The organism is Pantoea sp. X-Soil-MYKO-1785, assembly GCF_059730675.1.
The window spans coordinates 3,823,137-3,843,006 of record NZ_AP036000.1; the positions used below are offsets into that span (position 1 = coordinate 3,823,137).

General features: G+C 57.4%; 18 protein-coding genes. 5 read left to right on the forward strand and 13 right to left on the reverse strand.

Annotated features, from left to right (window positions below; translation table 11 throughout):
* Nucleotides 1-232: 232 nt before the first annotated feature.
* The gene (gene tsgA / locus AC6I8D_RS18205) at nucleotides 233-1,411 is read left to right on the forward strand and encodes an MFS transporter TsgA (protein WP_031376798.1); all 1,179 of its coding nucleotides are present in this window, start codon (nucleotides 233-235) and stop codon (nucleotides 1,409-1,411) included.
* Between the two features lie 36 nt (nucleotides 1,412-1,447).
* On the opposite strand, the gene AC6I8D_RS18210 is transcribed toward tsgA, so the two are convergent.
* Complete coding sequence (locus AC6I8D_RS18210; RefSeq protein ID WP_497820551.1) at nucleotides 1,448-2,725, reverse strand: cytosine deaminase; 1,278 nt, start codon at nucleotides 2,723-2,725, stop codon at nucleotides 1,448-1,450.
* Between the two features lie 220 nt (nucleotides 2,726-2,945).
* On the opposite strand from AC6I8D_RS18210, the gene nirB reads away from it, so the two are divergent.
* The 3 genes from nirB to cysG are packed head-to-tail and all read left to right on the forward strand — an operon-like array spanning nucleotide 2,946 to nucleotide 7,223.
* The gene (nirB, locus tag AC6I8D_RS18215; RefSeq protein WP_312054385.1) at nucleotides 2,946-5,483 is read left to right on the forward strand and encodes a nitrite reductase large subunit NirB; all 2,538 of its coding nucleotides are present in this window, start codon (nucleotides 2,946-2,948) and stop codon (nucleotides 5,481-5,483) included.
* On the forward strand, nucleotides 5,483-5,809 hold the full coding sequence (gene nirD, locus AC6I8D_RS18220) for a nitrite reductase small subunit NirD (RefSeq protein ID WP_312054383.1): 327 nt from the start codon (nucleotides 5,483-5,485) through the stop codon (nucleotides 5,807-5,809). The genes nirB and nirD overlap by 1 nt, the downstream gene beginning before the upstream one ends.
* 49 nt (nucleotides 5,810-5,858) lie before the next feature.
* Nucleotides 5,859-7,223 carry a siroheme synthase CysG gene (cysG, locus tag AC6I8D_RS18225; RefSeq protein WP_312054382.1) on the forward strand — a complete coding sequence of 455 codons (1,365 nt, stop codon included), beginning with the start codon at nucleotides 5,859-5,861 and terminating at the stop codon, nucleotides 7,221-7,223.
* 69 nt (nucleotides 7,224-7,292) lie between these two features.
* Here cysG and trpS read toward each other — a convergent pair whose 3' ends face one another.
* The 12 genes from trpS to pilM form a co-directional block, all read right to left on the reverse strand.
* Nucleotides 7,293-8,297: a tryptophan--tRNA ligase gene (gene trpS / locus AC6I8D_RS18230; protein ID WP_312054380.1), complete on the reverse strand. Its 1,005-nt coding sequence runs from the start codon at nucleotides 8,295-8,297 to the stop codon at nucleotides 7,293-7,295.
* 16 nt (nucleotides 8,298-8,313) lie between these two features.
* Nucleotides 8,314-8,991 carry a phosphoglycolate phosphatase gene (locus tag AC6I8D_RS18235; RefSeq protein WP_497820552.1) on the reverse strand — a complete coding sequence of 226 codons (678 nt, stop codon included), beginning with the start codon at nucleotides 8,989-8,991 and terminating at the stop codon, nucleotides 8,314-8,316.
* Nucleotides 8,975-9,658, reverse strand: a complete 684-nt coding sequence (gene rpe / locus AC6I8D_RS18240) for a ribulose-phosphate 3-epimerase (protein ID WP_031376791.1) — start codon at nucleotides 9,656-9,658, stop codon at nucleotides 8,975-8,977. The genes AC6I8D_RS18235 and rpe overlap by 17 nt, the downstream gene beginning before the upstream one ends.
* 67 nt (nucleotides 9,659-9,725) lie before the next feature.
* The gene (gene dam, locus AC6I8D_RS18245) at nucleotides 9,726-10,541 is read right to left on the reverse strand and encodes an adenine-specific DNA-methyltransferase (RefSeq protein ID WP_312054376.1); all 816 of its coding nucleotides are present in this window, start codon (nucleotides 10,539-10,541) and stop codon (nucleotides 9,726-9,728) included.
* 95 nt (nucleotides 10,542-10,636) lie between these two features.
* Nucleotides 10,637-11,674: an SPOR domain-containing protein gene (locus AC6I8D_RS18250; protein WP_497820553.1), complete on the reverse strand. Its 1,038-nt coding sequence runs from the start codon at nucleotides 11,672-11,674 to the stop codon at nucleotides 10,637-10,639.
* Nucleotides 11,675-11,746: 72 nt separating this feature from the next.
* Complete coding sequence (gene aroB, locus AC6I8D_RS18255) at nucleotides 11,747-12,835, reverse strand: 3-dehydroquinate synthase (protein ID WP_312054373.1); 1,089 nt, start codon at nucleotides 12,833-12,835, stop codon at nucleotides 11,747-11,749.
* 38 nt (nucleotides 12,836-12,873) lie between these two features.
* Nucleotides 12,874-13,395 (reverse strand): shikimate kinase AroK, encoded by a 522-nt coding sequence (aroK, locus tag AC6I8D_RS18260; RefSeq protein ID WP_003852989.1) that lies wholly within the window; start codon nucleotides 13,393-13,395, stop codon nucleotides 12,874-12,876.
* A 363-nt stretch (nucleotides 13,396-13,758) separates the two neighbouring features.
* On the reverse strand, nucleotides 13,759-15,030 hold the full coding sequence (hofQ, locus tag AC6I8D_RS18265) for a DNA uptake porin HofQ (protein ID WP_497820554.1): 1,272 nt from the start codon (nucleotides 15,028-15,030) through the stop codon (nucleotides 13,759-13,761).
* Entirely contained in the window at nucleotides 14,969-15,352 is a 384-nt protein-coding gene (locus AC6I8D_RS18270) for a HofP DNA utilization family protein (RefSeq protein WP_312054371.1), read from the reverse strand. The genes hofQ and AC6I8D_RS18270 overlap by 62 nt, the downstream gene beginning before the upstream one ends.
* Nucleotides 15,342-15,845 carry a HofO family protein gene (locus AC6I8D_RS18275; protein ID WP_312054370.1) on the reverse strand — a complete coding sequence of 168 codons (504 nt, stop codon included), beginning with the start codon at nucleotides 15,843-15,845 and terminating at the stop codon, nucleotides 15,342-15,344. The genes AC6I8D_RS18270 and AC6I8D_RS18275 overlap by 11 nt, the downstream gene beginning before the upstream one ends.
* The gene (locus tag AC6I8D_RS18280) at nucleotides 15,838-16,380 is read right to left on the reverse strand and encodes a PilN domain-containing protein (RefSeq protein WP_497820555.1); all 543 of its coding nucleotides are present in this window, start codon (nucleotides 16,378-16,380) and stop codon (nucleotides 15,838-15,840) included. Before AC6I8D_RS18280 ends, AC6I8D_RS18275 begins: the two co-directional genes overlap by 8 nt.
* Nucleotides 16,380-17,186, reverse strand: a complete 807-nt coding sequence (pilM, locus tag AC6I8D_RS18285; protein ID WP_312054367.1) for a type IV pilus biogenesis protein PilM — start codon at nucleotides 17,184-17,186, stop codon at nucleotides 16,380-16,382. The genes AC6I8D_RS18280 and pilM overlap by 1 nt, the downstream gene beginning before the upstream one ends.
* A 116-nt stretch (nucleotides 17,187-17,302) precedes the next feature.
* Between pilM and mrcA the strand changes: the two genes are divergently transcribed.
* A complete protein-coding gene (mrcA, locus tag AC6I8D_RS18290; protein WP_312054366.1) occupies nucleotides 17,303-19,846 on the forward strand; it encodes a peptidoglycan glycosyltransferase/peptidoglycan DD-transpeptidase MrcA in 2,544 nt (847 codons plus the stop codon).
* Nucleotides 19,847-19,870 lie beyond the last annotated feature (24 nt).

Genomic DNA, 19,870 nt, shown 5'->3' on the forward strand with positions numbered 1-19,870 from the left:
TCAAAAACGTGATTGATTGTAAAGAGCATGTAATACAAGAGCCAGCGTTTTACCTATATTTACGCTGCGGCTCAAAAAGCGCGAGCAATCGATAAACCCCGGCAATTGCGTGATTAAAATCACACAACACATGAAATGTAGATCTCCAGTTTCACTGGTTGTTTATTAAGATCACAGTTCCGTTTACACTTTCTGACACTTTTTGCCACCGGTTTCCTAACAGGTTCAGAACATGACAAACCGTAATCGTATCGGCCTTACCTGGATAAGCTTCTTCTCGTATGCGCTTACCGGCGCATTGGTGATCGTCACCGGCATGGTAATGGGCGATATCGCGAAAGATTTCCAGATCCCCATCTCCAGCATGAGTAACACCTTCACTTTCCTGAACAGCGGGATCCTGGCCGCCGTTTTCCTCAATGCCTGGCTGATGGTTATCGTGCCACTCAAGCGCCAGCTGATTTTCGGTTTCGTCCTGATGGTACTGGCGATTATTGGCTTAATGACCAGCCGCGATCTCAGCATCTTCTCGCTCTGCATGTTCGTGCTGGGTGTGGTCAGCGGCATTACCATGTCGATCGGGACATTCCTGATTACCCACATGTATGAAGGACGCCAGCGCGGCTCACGCCTGCTGTTTACCGACTCCTTCTTCAGCATGGCGGGCACGCTGTTCCCGGTGCTAGCGGGTATCCTGCTGGCGCGTCAACTGCCATGGTACTGGGTTTACGTCTGCATCGGCTTTATCTATGTGGCGATTTTCATCATGACGCTGTTTGTCGAGTTCCCGGTGCTGCGCAAGCCGGAAAACAGCCCGACGGTTGAAAAGGAAAAATGGGGCGTTGGCGTGCTGCTGCTCGCGGTTGCCGCCCTGTGCTACATCCTCGGTCAGCTCGGTTTTATCTCGTGGGTACCGGAATACGCCACCAAAGTGATGGGCATGAATATCGATAATGCCGGACAGCTGGTTGGCAGCTTCTGGACCGCCTATATGGTCGGAATGTGGGCGTTCAGCTTCCTGCTGCGCTTCTTCGATCTGCAACGTATCCTGATGGTGCTGGCTGGCCTGGCGACGCTGCTGATGTACTGGTTCGTCAGCAGCCAGGATGCCGGCATGCTGAAGTGGATCATTATGGTTCTGGGCTTTAGCTCCAGCGCGATTTACACCACCATCATCACGCTCGGCTCACTGCAAACCAAAGTAGCTTCACCAAAACTGGTGAACTTCATTCTGACCTGCGGCACCGTCGGCACCATGCTGACCTTTGTGGTTACCGCGCCTATCGTCGAGAAGAGCGGCGTACATACCGCGCTGGTCACCGCTAACGGGCTGTATGCGGTGGTGTTTGTCATGTGTGTCCTGCTGGGACTGGTGACCAAACATCGTTCGCACGGTCACGTCACCCATTAATCTTCTCCGGGCGGCGATCCCTCGCCGCCCTGCTTGTCAGCGCCGAAAGTCGACGCGCTCCTGCTCCCGCCAGTAAATCTCACTCTCTGCCGGTCTGGTTGCCGCAATCACTTCACCGCGACGCAGTGAATAGCGCACCGGAACCTGTCTTCTTACCGCATCAAAGCCGCTCTCGGCAGGCAGAATGATCAGGCTGGCCTCGTGGCCGCTCTGAATACCGTAGCCGGAAAGCTGCAGAGTTCTGGCACTGTTATGGGTAATCAGATCTAAGCCGGCATCAATCTGTTCGTAACCCATCAACTGGCAGACGTGCAATCCCATATGCAGCACCTGCAGCATATTGGCGGTGCCCAGCGGATACCAGGGATCAAACACATCATCGTGCCCGAAGCAGACGTTAATCTCCGCCTCCAGCATCTCTTTCACCCGCGTAATGCCGCGCCGCTTAGGATAGTGGTCGAAACGGCCCTGCAGATGAATGTTAACCAGCGGATTAGCGACAAAATTAATGCCTGACAGTTTTAACAGACGGAACAGCCGCGAGGTGTAGGCACCGTTATAAGAGTGCATAGCGGTAGTGTGGCTGGCGGTGACCCGCGCGCCGTTACCGTCACGATGCGCCAGCGCCGCCACGGTTTCGACAAAGCGCGACTGCTCATCGTCAATTTCATCGCAGTGCACATCAATCAGCTTGTCGTAGCGGTTGGCCAGCGCAAAAGTTTTGTGCAGTGACTCAACGCCATATTCGCGGGTGAATTCGTAATGCGGAATCGCCCCGACGACATCTGCGCCGAGCCGCAATGCTTCTTCCAGCAACGCTTCACCATTGGGATAAGAGAGAATGCCCTCCTGCGGAAAAGCGACAATCTGCAAGGTTATCCACGGTGCCACCTCTTCTTTCAGCTCCAGCATCGCTTTTAACGCGGTCAGGCTGGGGTCGGAGACGTCGACATGGGTACGGACATACTGAATGCCGTTGGCGATCTGCCATTTCAGCGTCTGTAATGCCCGCTGCTTCACGTCCTGATGACTGAGCAGCGCCTTGCGCTCAGCCCAGCGCTCAATGCCTTCAAACAGCGTACCGGACTGATTCCAGGCCGGTTCACCGGCCGTCTGGGTGGTATCGAGATGAATATGCGGCTCAATGAACGGCGCACAGGCGAGGCCGCCCTCACCGTCAAGCGATGCTTCAGCCGGCGTCGCCTGCTGCGGCTGGGGAGTGATACGGGCAATGTGACCCTCGGCAATTTCAATCTGCCATAAGCCCTCTCGCCAGGGTAAACGCACGTTATTAATCCACTTAAGTGAAGCCATTAGCCGCTCCTTTTCCGGTTAACCGTCTGCGGTTAAAACTAGCACGATTCACCGCGTCGCGGACAACGCCGTTATCCCCTTTACAGGCTCGTCGGATAAAGTTAATTCAAATCAACCACATACCTCTAAATAGGTATATGGAGGAGCGGTTGATGTATATCAATGAGCGTCAGAAATGGCGCGCTATTGTAGCCGCAGATATCGTAAATTTGAGGCAAAAATGAGCAAGCACAATGTCGTCATTATCGGTAACGGCATGGTCGGGCACCGTTTTATAGAAGAATTACTTGAGAAAGCTGAGCCTGACCAGTTTTCGCTAACCGTCTTTTGTGAAGAGCCGCGTGTCGCCTACGATCGTGTCCACCTTTCCGCCTACTTTTCCCACCATACAGCCGAAGAGCTCTCCCTGGTTCGCGACGGGTTTTATGAGCGGCATCAGGTCAATCTGCTGCTGGGTGAGCGTGCCATTACCATCAACCGCGACGAGAAGCTGATCCATTCCAATACCGGCCGCGCGGTGCATTACGATACGCTGGTCTTTGCCACCGGATCTTATCCGTGGATCCCGCCGATTAACGGCGCGGAAGGCAGCGACTGCTTTGTTTATCGCACCATCGAAGATCTGAATGCTATCGAAGCCTGCTCGCGCCGCAGCAAACGCGGTGCGGTGATCGGTGGCGGACTGCTGGGACTGGAAGCGGCGGGCGCGCTGAAAAACCTCGGGGTCGAAACCCATGTGATTGAGTTCGCGCCGGTGCTGATGGCCGAGCAGCTTGATCGACAAGGCGGCGAGCAGTTACGCCGTAAAATCGAGCAGATGGGTGTGCGGGTGCATACCGGTAAAAATACCCAACAGATCCACCATCATGAAAACGGCGGTAAAACGCTGCAGTTTGCCGATGGCACGGAGCTGGAGGTTGATTTCATCGTCTTCTCGACCGGTATCCGGCCGCAGGACAAGCTGGCGAAACAGTGTGGATTAGCGCTGGGGCCGCGCGGCGGCATCGCCATTAATGACCAGTGCCTGACCAGCGACAGCGATATCTACGCCATCGGTGAATGCGCCGCCTGGCAAAACCGGGTCTACGGACTGGTGGCACCCGGCTACAAAATGGCGCAGGTTGCCAGCGATACCCTGCTGGGCCGTCCTAACGCCTTCACCGGCGCTGACATGAGCGCCAAACTGAAATTGCTGGGCGTCGATGTGGGCGGCATTGGGGATGCGCGTGGCACCACGCCTGGCGCACGCAGTGTGGTGTGGCTGGATGAGAGCAAATCGATCTACAAACGCTTAATCCTCAGCGAAGACCAGCAAACTCTGCTCGGCGCGGTGCTGGTGGGTGATACCAGCGACTACGGCAATCTACTGCAGCTGGTACTGAATGCGATACCGCTGCCGGCTAATCCGGAAGCGCTGATTTTACCGGCCGGCAGCGGCGAAAAACCGGCCATCGGGGTTGACTCCCTGCCCGACAGTGCACAAATCTGCTCCTGCTTTGACGTCAGCAAAGGCGACATCATTAATGCGGTTCAGGCTGGCTGCCACACCGTAGCGGCACTGAAAAGCGCTACCCGCGCCGGCACCGGCTGCGGCGGCTGTATTCCGTTAATCACCCAGGTGCTGAACAGCGAACTGAGCCGTCAGGGAATTGAGGTCAATAATCATCTTTGCGAACACTTCGCTTATTCGCGTCAGGAGCTGTATCACCTGATTCAGGTTGAAGAGATCAAAACGTTTGACGATTTGCTGGCGAAATATGGTCAGGGTTACGGCTGTGAAGTGTGTAAACCGACGGTCGGTTCCCTGCTGTCTTCGTGCTGGAATGAGTATGTGCTCAAGCCGCAACATGCTCCGTTGCAGGACAGCAACGATCTCTACCTCGGCAATATTCAGAAAGACGGCACCTATTCGGTGATCCCGCGTTCACCTGGCGGTGAAATCACGCCCCAGGGATTGAAAGCGGTCGGCGAGATTGCCGAGCGCTATCAGCTCTACACCAAAATTACCGGCTCACAGCGCATCGGCATGTTTGGTGCCCGCAAAGAGGATTTACCCGCCATCTGGTCTGAGCTGATTGCTGCGGGCTTTGAGACCGGCCAGGCCTACGCTAAAGCGCTGCGTATGGCGAAAACCTGTATTGGCAGTACCTGGTGCCGCTATGGCGTGGGCGACAGCCTTGGCTTTGGCGTGATGCTGGAGAACCGCTACAAAGGGATTCGCACCCCGCATAAGATGAAATTCGGCGTCTCCGGCTGCACCCGTGAGTGTGCTGAAGCACAGGGTAAAGATGTTGGCATCATCGCCACCGAAAAAGGCTGGAATCTCTACGTCTGCGGCAACGGCGGCATGAAACCACGCCATGGCGATCTGCTGGCTGCGGATCTCGATCAGCAGACGCTGATCGCCTATCTCGACCGCTTCATGATGTTCTATATTCGCACCGCCGATCGCCTGCAGCGCACCTCAACCTGGCTGGAAAGCCTGGAAGGCGGTATCGACTATCTGCGTAAAGTGATCGTTGACGATAAGCTGGGCCTTAACAATCATCTCGAGCAGGAACTGAAGCGGCTGCGCGCCAGCGTCCACTGCGAGTGGAAAACCACGCTGGAACAGAGCGACAACCTGACGCACTTCGCCCACTTTATTAACTCATCGCAGCGCGATCCGGCGATACAGGTGGTGGCCGAACGCGATCAGCATCGTCCGGCGCGCCCTGAAGAACGCATCGCCGTCACCCTGATTGAGGAGACTGAATAATGAGCCAGTGGAATGCGGTGTGTCAGCTGACACAAATCCTGCCCGCCACCGGTGTTTGCGCACTGGTCAAAGGCCAGCAGATTGCCATCTTTCGTCCGCGTAACGATGAGCAACTGTATGCCATTAGCAATATCGACCCGTTTGCCGAGGCCAGCGTGCTATCACGCGGTATCATCGCCGAGCATCAGTCAACGCTTTGGGTCGCCAGCCCGTTGAAAAAGCAGCATTTTCGTCTTAGCGATGGCTATTGCATGGAAGATGAAACACGCTCAGTGGCGGCGTATCCGGTACGGGTGAATGCCGGTCAGGTCGAAGTCTGTCTCTGATTTTTGTCTACAGCCCGCCGCTGGCGGGCTTTTTTTTTGAGGACCGCTTATGGACTATTTCCCGCTGTTTTGCCGTTTGCAGGGTAAACGTTGCCTGCTGGTCGGCGCGGGCGAAGTGGCTGAGCGCAAAGCCCGCCTGCTGCTGGAGGCCGGGGCCGATCTGTGGGTTGGCGCACGCGACTTCTCGCCCGCCTTCCGGCAATGGGCACAGCAGCAAGCCGTGACCCTGCTGCCGGGCGAGTTTGATCCGCACTGGCTGACCGATTGCTGGCTGGTGGTCGCCGCCACCAACGATGATGCGGTCAATCAGCAGGTGGCGGCGGTGGCCGAACGTCAGCGAATTTTCTGTAACCTGGTCGATGCGCCGCAGCAGGCCAGCGCCATTATGCCCTCCATCATCGACCGTTCGCCGCTGATGGTGGCGGTCTCATCGGGTGGCCGTGCGCCGGTGCTGGCTCGCTTACTGCGGGAAAAGCTGGAAGCGATGTTGCCGCAACATCTGGGCCAGCTGGCGCAGCTGGCGGGCAACTTACGGGCGCGGGTCAGGCAGCAGTTTGCGTCGATTGCCACACGCCGCCACTTCTGGGAACGTTTCTTTAGCAGCGAACGGCTGGCGCAAACCCTGGCAAACGGCGACGGCGAACGTGCGCAGCAGTTAACTGAGACGCTGTTTGCGGCGGATTTGCCGACACAGGGTGAAGTGACGCTGGTGGGTGCTGGTCCTGGCGATGCCGGTCTGCTGACGCTGAAAGGGCTGCAGCAGATCCAGCAGGCGGATATCGTGGTGTATGACCGGCTGGTCTCTGAGGAGGTGCTAAACCTGGTGCGACGCGATGCCGAGCGGATCTTTGTCGGCAAGCGCGCCGGTCACCACTGCGTCCCGCAGGAGGCGATCAACCAGCTGCTGCTCGAGCAGGCGCAGCGCGGTAAACGGGTGGTGCGGCTGAAAGGCGGCGATCCGTTTATCTTTGGCCGCGGTGGCGAAGAGCTGGAGATGCTGGCGCAGCACCAGATCCCGTTCAGCGTGGTGCCCGGCATCACGGCGGCCTCAGGCTGTGCGGCGTACAGCGGCATTCCTCTGACCCACCGCGATCATGCACAAAGCGTCAGGCTGGTTACCGGGCATCTGCAGAAAGAGGGAACGCTCTGCTGGCAGACGCTGGCGGCGGAGCAGCAAACGCTGGTGTTTTATATGGGGCTGACGCAGGCCGCAGAGATTCAGCATCAGCTGCTGCAGCACGGTATGCGCAGTGATATGCCGGTCGCGCTGGTAGAAAACGGCACCAGCACCCGTCAGCGGGTAGTCACCGGCACCCTGACCGAACTGGCGGCGCTGGCGCAGCAGGTCAGCAGCCCGAGCCTGATGATCATCGGCAGCGTGGTCAGCCTGCGCGATAAGCTGCGCTGGTTTTAACGATTGTGCCACCGGCATAAACGAAAACGGCGGGCTATAAGCCCGCCGTCTGTGCTGTTGGCAATGCCGTTACGGCATGGCGACAAAGCCGACAGCCTGGTAGACTTTCTTCAGGGTTTCCTGCGCCTGGGCACGGGCTTTCGCCGCGCCGTCTCGCATCACCTGCTCCAGCAGCGCGTCGTCGTTACGGAAACGATGATAGCGTTCCTGCAGCTCGGACAGCATGCCTGAAACCGAATCCGCTACCGCCCCTTTCAGGTGGCCATACATCTTGCCTTCGAACTCCTGCTCCAGCTCAGCGATGCTTTTTCCGGTCACGCCCGACAAAATATCCAGCAGGTTAGAGACGCCCGCTTTCTCTTTCACGTCGTAGCGCACCACTGGCGGCTCTTCGGAGTCGGTTACCGCACGCTTGATCTTCTTCACCACCGATTTCGGATCTTCCAGCAGGCCGATCACGTTATTACGGTTTTCATCCGACTTGGACATTTTCTTCGTCGGTTCCAGCAGCGACATGACGCGTGCGCCTGACTTTGGAATAAACGGCTCTGGCACTTTGAAAACGTCGCCATACAGCGCATTGAAGCGATGGGCGATATCGCGGCTCAGCTCCAGATGCTGCTTCTGATCTTCGCCAACCGGGACCTGATGGGTCTGATAGAGCAGAATATCGGCCGCCATCAGCACCGGATAGTCGAACAGGCCGGCATTGATGTTCTCTTCGTAGCGCGCCGACTTATCCTTGAACTGCGTCATACGGCTGAGTTCACCGAAATAGGCGTAGCAGTTAAGGATCCAGCTCAGCTGGGTGTGCTCTGGCACATGCGACTGAACAAAGATGGTGCTCTTTTGCGGATCGATACCGCAGGCGAGATAGAGCGCCAGCGTATCCAGCGTGGCTTTACGCAACGCCACGGGATCCTGTCGAACGGTAATGGCGTGCAGATCGACGATGCAGTAAATGCAGTGGAAATCATCCTGCATCTGCACCCACTGACGCAGCGCACCCATATAGTTGCCAATGGTCAGTTCGCCGGACGGCTGTGCGCCGCTGAAAACAATGGGTTTGCTCATGCTTAAGTCCTGATAATTACAGCCCGAGAGCGGGCAAAAGTTGGTCAAAAGAGTCGAGTGTCAGGCTGGGCTGGCTACTGGCGATCGATTCGCCATAGTTGTAGCCATAGGTCATGCCGACATTGGGCACGCCCGCCGCCTGGGCAGCCTGAATATCGTTGCGCGAATCGCCGATAAACAGCAGCTGATCGGGCAGGACACCAAAGGTGCCCAGCACCAGAAAGATTGCGGCAGGATGCGGTTTCTTCACCGGCACATCGTCACCGCCGATAATCAGCGAAAAAGCCTCGGCAATGCCAAGCGATTGAAGCAGCGGCGCGACAAACGGCGTCGGCTTATTGGTGACAATCGCCAGCGGTAAACCGGTGGCCTGCAGTGCAGCCAGCGTCTGTTTCACCTGCGGGAACAGTGTGCTGCCCGCATCAACCGTGTCAGCATAGTGTTTGTCGAACAGGGCGCGCGCATCGTGCTGCTCGTGCGGCTGCGGCTCACGGCCCAGCGCATAGGTCATGGCGCGCGACATCATGATGTCTGCCCCGTTACCAATCCAGGTTGAGACGCGCTCAAGGCCAGCGAGCGGCAGGTTGAGATCGTTCAGCGTCCGATCGATCGCTTCAGCGAGGCCCGGCGCGCTATCGACCAGCGTGCCGTCGAGATCAAACGCCAGCGCCCGGATATCAGTGAAATGAGCCATTGGCTTTCTCCAGTTCGTTACGCATCTCATCGATTACTTTCTTGTAATCCGGGTGACCGAAAATGGCAGAACCGGCGACAAACATGTCGGCACCTGCCGCCGCGATCTGACCGATGTTATCAATCTTCACGCCGCCATCCACTTCGAGACGGATATTGTAACCGCTCTGATCGATACGCTTGCGCGCTTCACGCAGCTTATCCAGCGTACCTGGAATAAACGACTGGCCGCCAAAGCCCGGATTAACCGACATCAGCAGAATAATATCCAGCTTATCCATGACGTAATCGAGGTAGCTCAGCGGGGTTGCCGGATTGAAGACCAGCCCGGCTTTGCAGCCATGTTCTTTAATCAGCTGCAGGGTGCGATCAACGTGCTCGCTGGCTTCGGGATGAAAGGTGATGTAGGTCGCGCCTGCACGGGCGAACTCGGGGATCAACGCATCCACCGGTTTGACCATCAGGTGGACATCGATCGGCGCGGTAATGCCATAGTCGCGCAACGCTTTCAGTACCATCGGTCCCATGGTCAGGTTGGGAACATAGTGGTTATCCATCACGTCGAAGTGAACTACGTCGCCTCCGGCCTCCAGCGCTTTCGCGGTATCTTCGCCCAGGCGAGCAAAGTCCGCCGAAAGGATTGAAGGGGCCAGCAAATATTGTTTCATCCGATTCTCCCACTGTTGTGCGCCAGCCCTGCGGCTGGCGTAATGCGTTGGTCGCGGACGAAACAGACTAGCTATAGAGCGCCAGCAGTTCGTCGACCTTAGTGCGACCGGCTATGCTTCGGCTAATGGAACGCCGGGCTTTGACCACATGTAACACTGCATCCTGATACCATAAACGCGTCAGTGCAGTGTCGTGGTTAGAAATCAGTACCGGAATCCGGTGTTCTGACGAGGCCAGCTGTGCCGCTAACGTCGCCAGGTGCTGCTGCTCGCGCAGGCTAAAACTGTTGGTGTGATAAGCCGTAAAGTTCGCCGTCGCCGACAGCGGCGCATAGGGCGGATCACAATATACCACCGAGCCTTTAGCGGCATTGGTCAGGGTAACATCGTACGATTCACAGACAAACGTCGCTTTTTGCGCGCGCTCGGCAAACCATAACAGTTCTGCTTCCGGAAAGTAGGGTTTGCGATAGCGGCCAAACGGCACGTTGAATTCACCACGCAGGTTATAGCGGCATAAGCCGTTGTAACAGTGACGATTCAGATAGAGGAAAAGCAGCGCGCGCTGATAGGCATCGGTGCTGAGATTAAATTCGGTACGACGCAGGTAATAGCAGGCTTCGTTGTTCCCTTCCGGGGTAAACAGCAGCTGCGCGTCACGAATAAAATCCGCCGTGCGCGTTTTGACAATGTTGTAGAGATTGATCAGATCGCTGTTGATATCGGCAAGATGGTAGCGATCGAAGTCGGTATTGAGAAACACCGATCCCGCACCAACAAACGGCTCAATCAAGCAGTCGCCTTGCGGCAGGTAGCGATGGATCTCTTCTACTAAGGGAAATTTCCCCCCTGCCCATTTCAGGAAAGCGCGATTTTTTTTCATGCTGTCGTGGTTATTACATCTTATTGTGAGGCTGTGGCTGGACCGACAGCAGATCTGCGCTTAAAACGGGGCCAGTAACGCTGGCCCCACATCAATTATTGACTGGCTTCTTTCTTAACCTGGCTAACCGGTTTAACCCACGGATTCTGTGCCCGGACTTCCGCTGGCAGCGATGCCACAGCGCGTTTGGCATCCGCCGGTGTTGCGTATGATCCACTCACCAGCACGTACCACGACTGACCGTTGCGGGTGGTTTTGTAGACGTGATACGCACTCAGATTCTGTTTTTTCGCCCAGGCATTCAGGCTTTCCGCTTTGGACGCGCCGCTCAGTTGCAGCGTATAGCTGCCGCCTGGCAGTGATTTACTGGCTGAACCGCTGCTGGCTGCGGCCGTACTGCTGGCCGCGGTATTGCCGGCTGGCGTACGGGCCGGCGTGGTATGCGTCCGGCTGTCACTGGTCGCAGGCTTCGAAGCGGTCTTATGGCCGGCATCGTGCGCAGGTCGCGTCGGCGACGTCGTTTTGTTCGGCGTCTGACGGCTGACCGGGGCAGTGACCGGATTTGCTGCAGTGCCGGCATTGCCACTGACGGTGGCGGGCGCAGTCGGCAGCGAGCTGCCATTTTGCGCGCCGGTCGCGGCACTGTCGACCTGCTGCTGCTGATTCGTCAGCGCGCTGTTGAGATCGCCTGGTAAGGTGACGCGCTGCTGATTGGCTGGCGTATCTACCGGGGCTGCCTGAGTTGGCGTTGAGGCCACCGGCGGCATTGAGACATCGCGCTGCGGATTGCTGGCGGCATCACCACTGGCCGGCGCACTGTTTTCCGCCGCCGTCGGCGAAGTCTGTCCGCCCGACATTGAGGAGGAGCCGGTCAGATCGATATTTTTCTCGCTGTTCGATCCACCGCCAGTGGCGGGCGCATTGCTGCCGGTCGCAGGTTTTTTATCGTCCGGGCCATTCAGCGCCGAACCAATGCCCAGCACCAGTAACAACAGCACCAGAATGCCCACACCCATCATGATGCGCTGGCGCGAAACCGGTATTTTGGCTGCGGTAGACGCCTTACGTGGGCGCGAGGGACGACGGTCACTGGCGTCAGGTTTTAACTCGTCTTCCGGTTTGAACTCATCCATTATGCCTCCTCCGTAAAGCGGCATTCCGCACTGCGCACCCGGCGCGCCGCGTCACCACTTAACTGCTTAATTTCAAGATTTCTGGCAATCGTTAATTGCAGCCAGCACCATATCATGCGCCACGCCGCCACGCACTTCAGAGCGGCCAATCGACAGCGGAAGCACCAGCCGTAATTCACCCGCCAGCACTTTCTTGTCGCGCATCATATGGGGCAGGTACATCTCTGCGCTCATCTCCTGCGGACCGTGCACCGGTAAACCGGCACGCTGCAGCAGCGTGATAATACGTTCAGTCTGCTGTGGGCTGAACTGGCCCAGACGTTCAGCGGTACGCGCGGCCATTACCATGCCTGCAGCAATCGCTTCACCGTGCAGCCAGTTGCCGTAGCCCATCTGCGCCTCAATGGCATGACCGAAGGTATGGCCGAGATTGAGCAGTGCACGCTGTCCGGTTTCCCGTTCATCGGCAGCCACCACCTCCGCTTTCAGTTCACAACAGCGACGGATGCAATAAGCCAGTGCCGATTCATCCAGCGCCAGCAAGGCGTCAAGATTCTGCTCCAGCCACTGGAAAAACGCACCATCAAGAATAATGCCGTACTTAATCACTTCGGCCAGACCGGACGCCATTTCACGTGCCGGCAGCGAGCGCAAACACGCGGTATCAATCACCACCGAAGCGGGCTGATAAAACGCGCCAATCATGTTTTTGCCGAGCGGATGGTTTACGGCTGTTTTGCCGCCAACCGAAGAGTCAACCTGCGACAGTAAGGTAGTCGGCACCTGAATAAAGCGCACACCACGCTGATAACTGGCTGCAGCAAAACCGGTAAGATCGCCAATCACGCCACCGCCTAAGGCGATTAGCGTGGTATCACGACCGTGCGGTTTTTGCAGTAAAGCGGTAAAGACCTGATCCATCACGGCCAGCGTTTTGTACTGCTCGCCGTCGGGTAAAATCACCTGATCCACTGTCACACCCGCCGCCGTCAGCAGCGCTGACAGTTTGTCGAGATAAAGCGGAGCCAGCGTCTGGTTAGTCACCACCATGGCGTTTTCGCCCGCGGTCAGCGGCCAAAAAGAAGCCGGATCGTTAAACAGTCCGGCGGCGATAGTGATGGGGTAACTGCGTTCCCCCAGTGAGACGGTGATCTTCTCCATGATGCTCGATACCTGTTAAAGAGCCTTCGAACGTTGGATCAACTTTTTTCCAACATGTGGATAATCTGATTCGCCACCACTTTCGCACTTTGATCATCTGTGCGAATAGTCACATCGGCGATCTCTTCGTAAAGCGGGTTACGTTCGCCAGCCAGCGCTTCAAGCACTTCACGCGGCGGTGAATCCACCTGCAGCAACGGACGTTTTTTGTCACGCTGGGTGCGCGCCAGTTGCTTTTCGATGGTGGTCTCAAGATAAACCACGACGCCGCGGGCGGAGAGACGATTACGCGTTTCCCGGGATTTGACGGAGCCACCACCTGTTGCCAGGACGATGCCTTGCTTTTCAGTCAGTTCGTTAATGATTTTTTCTTCGCGATCGCGAAAGCCAGCTTCGCCTTCGACGTCAAAAACCCAGCCCACATCCGCTCCGGTGCGTCGCTCAATTTCCTGATCGGAATCGAAGAACTCCATGTTGAGTTGCTGAGCCAACTGACGACCAATAGTGCTTTTGCCGGCACCCATCGGCCCAACCAGAAAGATATTGCGTTTCTCTGCCATTTTGTCGGTATTACTAAGAATTCGTTAATGATACCCCGCGTTCAGCATTTGCTGGCGGGACAGGAACTGAGACCTCATGAGCGTTAGCAAGAGTCAGACGAAAAATTATCTCAACACTCAAGGCTGTTTGGCAACCGATTATATTGCCTGCAGCTGATCCATTTCTGAATTGGCCTGTGGTTCGCGAAACTGTAACGCGCCAGCGCTGCGTCTTTACAACGCTGCTCACAGAGGAATTTTCTGATCTGTTTGCTGGGATTTACCCAACATAGACGGTTACACCGTATTGAAAATCGCTAAACCTTGTAAGCTAATTCCTGCCCTGCGTCAATTCGGAAGGCCTTCTGGGACGCATTTTCCGTTTTATCCAGCCGTAAGCGCTGCTTCCCTGACCAATCGCGGCGTAATGAAGATGACCAGCTCCCTTTTTTTGCGCTGCTCTGATTGCTGACGAAACAGCCCGCCGATCAGCGGCAGCTTACCCAGTAACGGCACCCGGTTTTCGCCCCGGGTTCGCTGCTGTTGAAAAATGCCGCCCAGCGCCAGCGTCTGCCCATCCCTGACCGTGACCTGAGTTTCAATTTCCTGTTTATCAATCGAGAGCACCTCGCTATCACCGGTCCGGATGCTGCGGCCCGGCATGTTCTGGCTGATGTGAATATTGAGCTGGATACGGCCATTGCCGGAAATGCTGGGCGTGACTTCCATGCCCAGTACCGCTTCTTTAAATTCAATACTGGTGGCGCCGCTGTTGCCCGCCGACACTTCATACGGAATTTCGGTGCCCTGTTTGATCGAAGCCGTTTGCTGATGGGAGGTAAACAGACGCGGGCTGGCGATAATTTCGATCTGGTTCTCCTGTTCCAGCGCACTTAACTCCAGGTCCAGCAGCTGTCCACCGATGCGTGCCAGCGCCACTCCGACACTCACGCCAGGCGAACTTAGCGCCAGCGGAATCGCCAGCTGCGGATGATGAAGCGCCTCAGTCACCGCCGCCTCGCCCGCCTGTAATCCCCAGTTCACGCCGAGCTCATGTAAATGCTCTTCGCTGATGGTGACGATATGCGCCGCCAGTTCAATCTGCTCCAGCGGCAGATCCAGCGCCTTAAGCCAGCGCTCTGTCTGCTGTAACGCCGCCGCCGTATCACGCAGTAACAGCGTGTTGGTGCGTTTATCGACCGTCACGCTGCCACGCGGAGTCATCAGTGACTGACGCTCAGCCAGCAGGCTGCGGTGTATCTCGCTGGCACTGGCATACTGCAGCAGCACCGCGCGCTGTTGCAGCGGCAGCTGTTGCAACCGCTGCTGCTGTTCTTCATCGCGGGCTTGCCGTTGCGCCTGCTGCCAGCTTGCCGGATAGACCAGCAGCACATTCTCGTGCTCAACCAGCGTCAGCTTTGCCATGCGTGCCACCAGCTCCAGCGCCTGCTGCCACGGCACGTTATCCAGCCGCAGCGACAACGATCCCTCAACCTCCGGCGCAATAATCAGGTTGATCTGCTGGTAGTCTGCCAGGGCCTGTAAAATGCGTTCAACCGGCGCATTATCAAAGGCCAGGCTGAGGCGCTGCTCGTCAGCGGCCCAGGCCGGCGACAGGCAGCTTATTGCCAGCAATAACGTCATAATCCTTCTCATGCGGGCTTCCTTTTAAATAAAATGAATGGCGTTGCCCACTGCAGCTGTTTTTTATCGCCAGAGTCAGGCTGCGCCGGTCGATGGCGATAAGCTGCCACGGCGTCAGGGCAAAAGGTTGTTCGGCGCGTATCGCCCTCACCTGCCCCTGCGGCGTAATCAGCCAGCCGTGAAAACGGGATTCCCGGCCAACGATTCCCTGCAGCCGCCAGCCGGTCAGCGGTTCCACCGCTGGCAGGCAGGCGGCCCCGGCAAGCGGCTGAAACGGATCGCGGGCCGGCGCGCTGCCGCAGCACAGCAACAGAATCAGCAGGCTACGGCGCATCGTCAGGCTCCAGCCAGAGTTGCGCCACCAGATGCTGTGGCTGAGCCAGCAGCAGGAAATGCAGCGGAAACGGAGCCGCCGCCTGCGCAAGGTCAGCAAACAGCGGCTGAAATTCCAGCCATTGCAGATGCAGCGTCAGGGTGCGTGGCTGGATATCGGGCTGCCACTGTTCAAGCTGGTCGCGTCGTGAAGTGAGGAGAATTTCAATCGCCTGCCCTGATGTCGCTGATGCTCCTGACGCAGGGCGCGCTGCGGGCGGTATCAACTCTGCCTGAAGCCGCGCATTCGGCGGATTCTGCTGCCACTGCTGCTGGCGTAGCTGCAGCTTCTTCGTCAGTGGCTTCAGCCGCTGCTGTTCCGCCGCCAGCGCCGTGAGTTCCGGCCGCAGCCACACCAACCAGCTCAGCATCAGTAAGCCGACAGCCACTGCCGCCAGCGTGCCGTAGCGGGCAATGCCCTTCAGCTGCCACCAGCCCGCCCACCACTCACTCACCGCCAACCGCCCGCAGCTGCGCCCGCAGGGTAAAATGATATCCCCCGCCAGGCTGACGCTGAACGCGGCCCTGCGCGACCCGGCTGAACAGCGCCAGCGCTGCCAGTCGTTGACGAAATTGCCGTATCGCCTGCATATCCTGCGCCTGGCCGTCCAGCGTGAACTGTCTGTCGCGTTTCTCCAGCCGCTTCAGCCAGGCGGTCTCAGGCAGCAGCACGGGTAAATCCAGCCAGAATTGCTGCCAGGCGGCCCGCTGCATCGCCTTTTCCTGCTGCTTATTATGCCGCTTTTGCTGAGCCGCCAGCTGTTCCATCAGCGCTTTCTGCCGGGATAAGCGTGCGAGAATATCGTCCAGCGCCAGCTGCACCGTGGCGGTTTCCGCTGCGGCCAGCTGCTGCAGTGCCTTTATCCGCCACAACGGCAGAATCACTATCAGTATCAGACTGACGGTGACCAGCAGCAGTACCGTCAGGCTTTGCCGCTGCTGCCGCGCTGCGCGTCGCTGTCGCCAGGGCAGCAAATTGACCGCCACCATCAGCAATCCTTAATCCGCAGCGCCAGACCGGTCGCCAGCGCGAAGGCACCTGGATTGGCGGGTAACGGCGGCTGCTTATACTGGAACAGATCAAAGGGTGAGAAGGGCGTCACGGCTGCAGGCCAGGTCACCGGCTGCGAGGCACAAGCCAGAATTTGTGAGGCCTGCGGAAATGCCTGCTGTTGCAACGCCTCAATAGACACTGCGTCTCCCGCATCCGCAGCGGTTTGCCCATCGCTCCACAGCCAGCGCTCATCCTGTTGCAATAGCAGCACGCTTCCGGCAGGTAACCGGGCCTGTTGGGCCAGCCGCTTCAGTGCCCCGGTGGTCAGTTCAAACACCTGAGGCGTTAGGCCAGCCTGCAATAGCGGCGCGGCCCACTGGTCGATCACCTCCAGCCGGGCGGCGGTAACGCAAAGCTGACCGCCGACGTCGTCATGCCGGTAATCCAGCGCCAGCGCGTCAGGCTCCAGCGGGAAAAGACGCCGTGCTGCCGCCTGCACATAGTGCCCCAGAGCCGGCTCGTGCAGTGGCTGTGACGGAAGCGATAACCGGCGCTGTAATACCAGCTGAACCGGCAAACCGACACGCAGCGAATAGCGCCGTGGCAGGCGCTGCCGCCAGGCGGTTAAGACCGCCAGTAATTCAGGCGAAGATTGCAGCATGCCGTTTCTTAACGTATCTTGCGGCAGCCGCTGCTGCCACCAGTGGCGTAGCTGCCAGCCATCGCGTTGAGGCTGGAGGGCCAGGGCACAAATCTGCCTATTCTGAATATCCAGCCCAATTTGCCAGGTATGAAAAGCCATGCGCGCGATCTCCTTATCGTCCGGGAAAATGGACATATCAAAGCGTCTGGCTTGCCTTTATACTACCGCGCGGTTGTTTATAAACTGCTCAAACGACAACAGATGGGAAATTCCAGGTGAAGTTCGTAAAGTATTTATTGATCCTTGCAGTGTGTTGCATGTTGTTGGGAGCAGGCTCGATTTATGGTTTGTACAAATACATAGAGCCCCAGTTGCCCGATGTGAACACGCTGAAAGATGTGCGGCTGCAAACGCCGATGCAGGTTTACAGCGCTGAGGGCGAATTGATCGCTCAGTACGGTGAAATGCGCCGTATTCCTTTAAAGCTGCAGCAAATCCCGCCTGAGATGGTAAAAGCGTTTATTGCGACTGAAGATAGCCGTTTTTATGAACATCACGGCGTCGATCCGGTCGGCATCTTCCGTGCCGCCAGCATTGCGCTGGTGTCGGGCCACGCCTCGCAGGGCGCCAGTACCATTACTCAGCAGCTGGCACGTAACTTCTTCCTGAGTCCGGAACGCACCCTGATGCGTAAAATAAAGGAAGCGTTTCTGGCAATTCGCATTGAGCAGCTGCTGAATAAAGATGAAATTCTTGAGCTCTACCTCAATAAAATTTATCTCGGCTATCGCGCCTACGGCGTCGGTGCTGCCTCGCAGGTCTATTTTGGTAAGCCGGTCGATCAGCTGTCGCTGAGTGAAATGGCGATGATTGCCGGTCTGCCGAAAGCGCCGTCGACCTTCAACCCGCTTTACTCGCACAGCCGCGCCTTATCACGTCGCAACGTGGTGCTGGCGCGCATGCTGGATCAGCACTACATCACCCAGCAGCAGTATGAAGAGGCACGTAATACGCCGCTGGTGGCGAAGTATCATGGTCCGGAAATCGCCTTCTCCGCCCCTTATCTCAGCGAGATGGTGCGCCAGGAGATGGTGAAACGCTACGGTGAAAATGCCTATACCGACGGTTACAAGGTTTACACCACGGTAACCCGTCGCCTGCAGCAGGCGGCGCAGACCTCAGTGCGCAATAACGTAATGGCCTACGACATGCGTCACGGCTATCGCGGCCCGACCAGCGTGCTGTGGAAAGTCGGCGAACCGGCCTGGGATCAGACGCAGATCGAGAAAGCCCTGAAGACGCTGCCGGTCTACGGTCCGCTTCAGCCGGCGGTGGTTACCGAAGCACGCAGTGATGAAGCGACCGTGATGATGAAAGATGGCAGCAATGTCTCGCTGACGTTAGCGGGCGTTCGATGGGCGCGTCCTTATAAATCTGACACCGTGCAGGGCCCGACGCCGAAAAGCGTTAGCCAGGTGTTACAGCCTGGTCAGCAGATTTGGGTGCGCAAGGTCGACGATGCGTGGTGGCTGGGTCAGGTTCCGGATGTGAACTCCGCGCTGGTCTCACTCGATCCAAATGATGGCGCAGTACGTGCGTTGGTCGGCGGGTTCGATTTCAACCAGAGCATGTTTAACCGTGCCACTCAGGCGCTGCGTCAGGTGGGGTCGAACATCAAACCTTTCCTGTATACCGCCGCGATGGATCGTGGCCTGACGCTGGCTTCGATTCTTAATGATGTGCCGATTTCACGCTGGGATGCCGGTGCAGGTGCTGACTGGCGTCCGAAAAACTCCCCGCCAACCTATGATGGTCCGATTCGTCTGCGTCAGGGCTTAGGCCAGTCGAAGAACGTGGTGATGGTACGTGCGATGCGGGCGATGGGCGTTGATTATGCCGCAGAGTATCTGCAGCGCTTCGGCTTCCCGGCGCAAAACATCGTGCATACCGAGTCGCTGGCGCTGGGTGCGGCCTCGTTTACCCCGCTACAGGTGGTGCGCGGCTACTCGGTAATGGCTAACGGCGGATTCCTGGTCGATCCTTACTTCATCACCCGAATCGAGAATGAACAGGGCGGCGTGGTATTCGAAGAGAAACCGAAAATTGCCTGTCCACAGTGCAATCTGCCGGTGATCTACGGCGATACCAAAAAAGCGCTGGCGCTGAACGAAGAGAGCGTTGAGAACGTCGCGGCTTCTGATAAAAACCAGAATCAGGCGGTGCCACAGCCAGAACTGGAGCAGGTACCCACTCCGCCTGAGCAGGGCAACTATGCGCCGCACGTGATCAACACACCGCTGACCTTCCTGATCAAGAGCGCACTGAACTCGAATATCTTCGGTGAGCCAGGCTGGATGGGCACCGGCTGGCGTGCCGGTCGCGATCTCAAGCGTAATGACATCGGCGGCAAAACCGGCACCACCAACAGCTCGAAAGATGCCTGGTTCTCCGGTTACGGTCCGGGCGTGGTGACGTCGGTATGGATTGGCTTTGACGATGCCCGCCGCACTTTAGGGCGCAGCACGCTGTCAGGCGCGATCCCCGATCAGATTTCAGGCTATGAAGGCGGCGCGAAGAGCGCGCAGCCAGCATGGGATGAATTCATGAAGAGTGCGCTGGATGGCGTGCCGGTGCAGCCGTTAACGCCGCCAGAAGGCATTGTCACGGTGACCATCGATCGCAGTACCGGCAAGCTGGCCAACGGCGGCGGCAACACCCGTCAGGAGTACTTCATCGAAGGGACTCAGCCAACCGAATATTCGGTACATGATGTCGGCACCACCATTATGGATAATGGCGAGAGCCACGAACTGTTCTGATGTGAAACGCAGATCATAAAAGGC

Excerpts from the sequence above, each read along its gene's own strand:
- tsgA (WP_031376798.1), top strand. The coding sequence starts at position 233 with ATGACAAACCGTAATCGTATCGGCCTTACCTGGATAAGCTTCTTCTCG.
- dam (WP_312054376.1), bottom strand. The coding sequence starts at position 10,541 with ATGAAAAAAAATCGCGCTTTCCTGAAATGGGCAGGGGGGAAATTTCCC.
- aroK (WP_003852989.1), bottom strand. The coding sequence starts at position 13,395 with ATGGCAGAGAAACGCAATATCTTTCTGGTTGGGCCGATGGGTGCCGGC.
- trpS (WP_312054380.1), bottom strand. The coding sequence starts at position 8,297 with ATGAGCAAACCCATTGTTTTCAGCGGCGCACAGCCGTCCGGCGAACTG.
- aroB (WP_312054373.1), bottom strand. The coding sequence starts at position 12,835 with ATGGAGAAGATCACCGTCTCACTGGGGGAACGCAGTTACCCCATCACT.
- AC6I8D_RS18280 (WP_497820555.1), bottom strand. The coding sequence starts at position 16,380 with ATGGTGGCGGTCAATTTGCTGCCCTGGCGACAGCGACGCGCAGCGCGG.
- AC6I8D_RS18250 (WP_497820553.1), bottom strand. The coding sequence starts at position 11,674 with ATGGATGAGTTCAAACCGGAAGACGAGTTAAAACCTGACGCCAGTGAC.
- AC6I8D_RS18270 (WP_312054371.1), bottom strand. The coding sequence starts at position 15,352 with ATGCGCCGTAGCCTGCTGATTCTGTTGCTGTGCTGCGGCAGCGCGCCG.
- cysG (WP_312054382.1), top strand. The coding sequence starts at position 5,859 with ATGGACTATTTCCCGCTGTTTTGCCGTTTGCAGGGTAAACGTTGCCTG.
- AC6I8D_RS18210 (WP_497820551.1), bottom strand. The coding sequence starts at position 2,725 with ATGGCTTCACTTAAGTGGATTAATAACGTGCGTTTACCCTGGCGAGAG.
- pilM (WP_312054367.1), bottom strand. The coding sequence starts at position 17,186 with ATGGCTTTTCATACCTGGCAAATTGGGCTGGATATTCAGAATAGGCAG.
- nirB (WP_312054385.1), top strand. The coding sequence starts at position 2,946 with ATGAGCAAGCACAATGTCGTCATTATCGGTAACGGCATGGTCGGGCAC.
- AC6I8D_RS18235 (WP_497820552.1), bottom strand. The coding sequence starts at position 8,991 with ATGGCTCATTTCACTGATATCCGGGCGCTGGCGTTTGATCTCGACGGC.
- hofQ (WP_497820554.1), bottom strand. The coding sequence starts at position 15,030 with ATGAGAAGGATTATGACGTTATTGCTGGCAATAAGCTGCCTGTCGCCG.
- rpe (WP_031376791.1), bottom strand. The coding sequence starts at position 9,658 with ATGAAACAATATTTGCTGGCCCCTTCAATCCTTTCGGCGGACTTTGCT.
- nirD (WP_312054383.1), top strand. The coding sequence starts at position 5,483 with ATGAGCCAGTGGAATGCGGTGTGTCAGCTGACACAAATCCTGCCCGCC.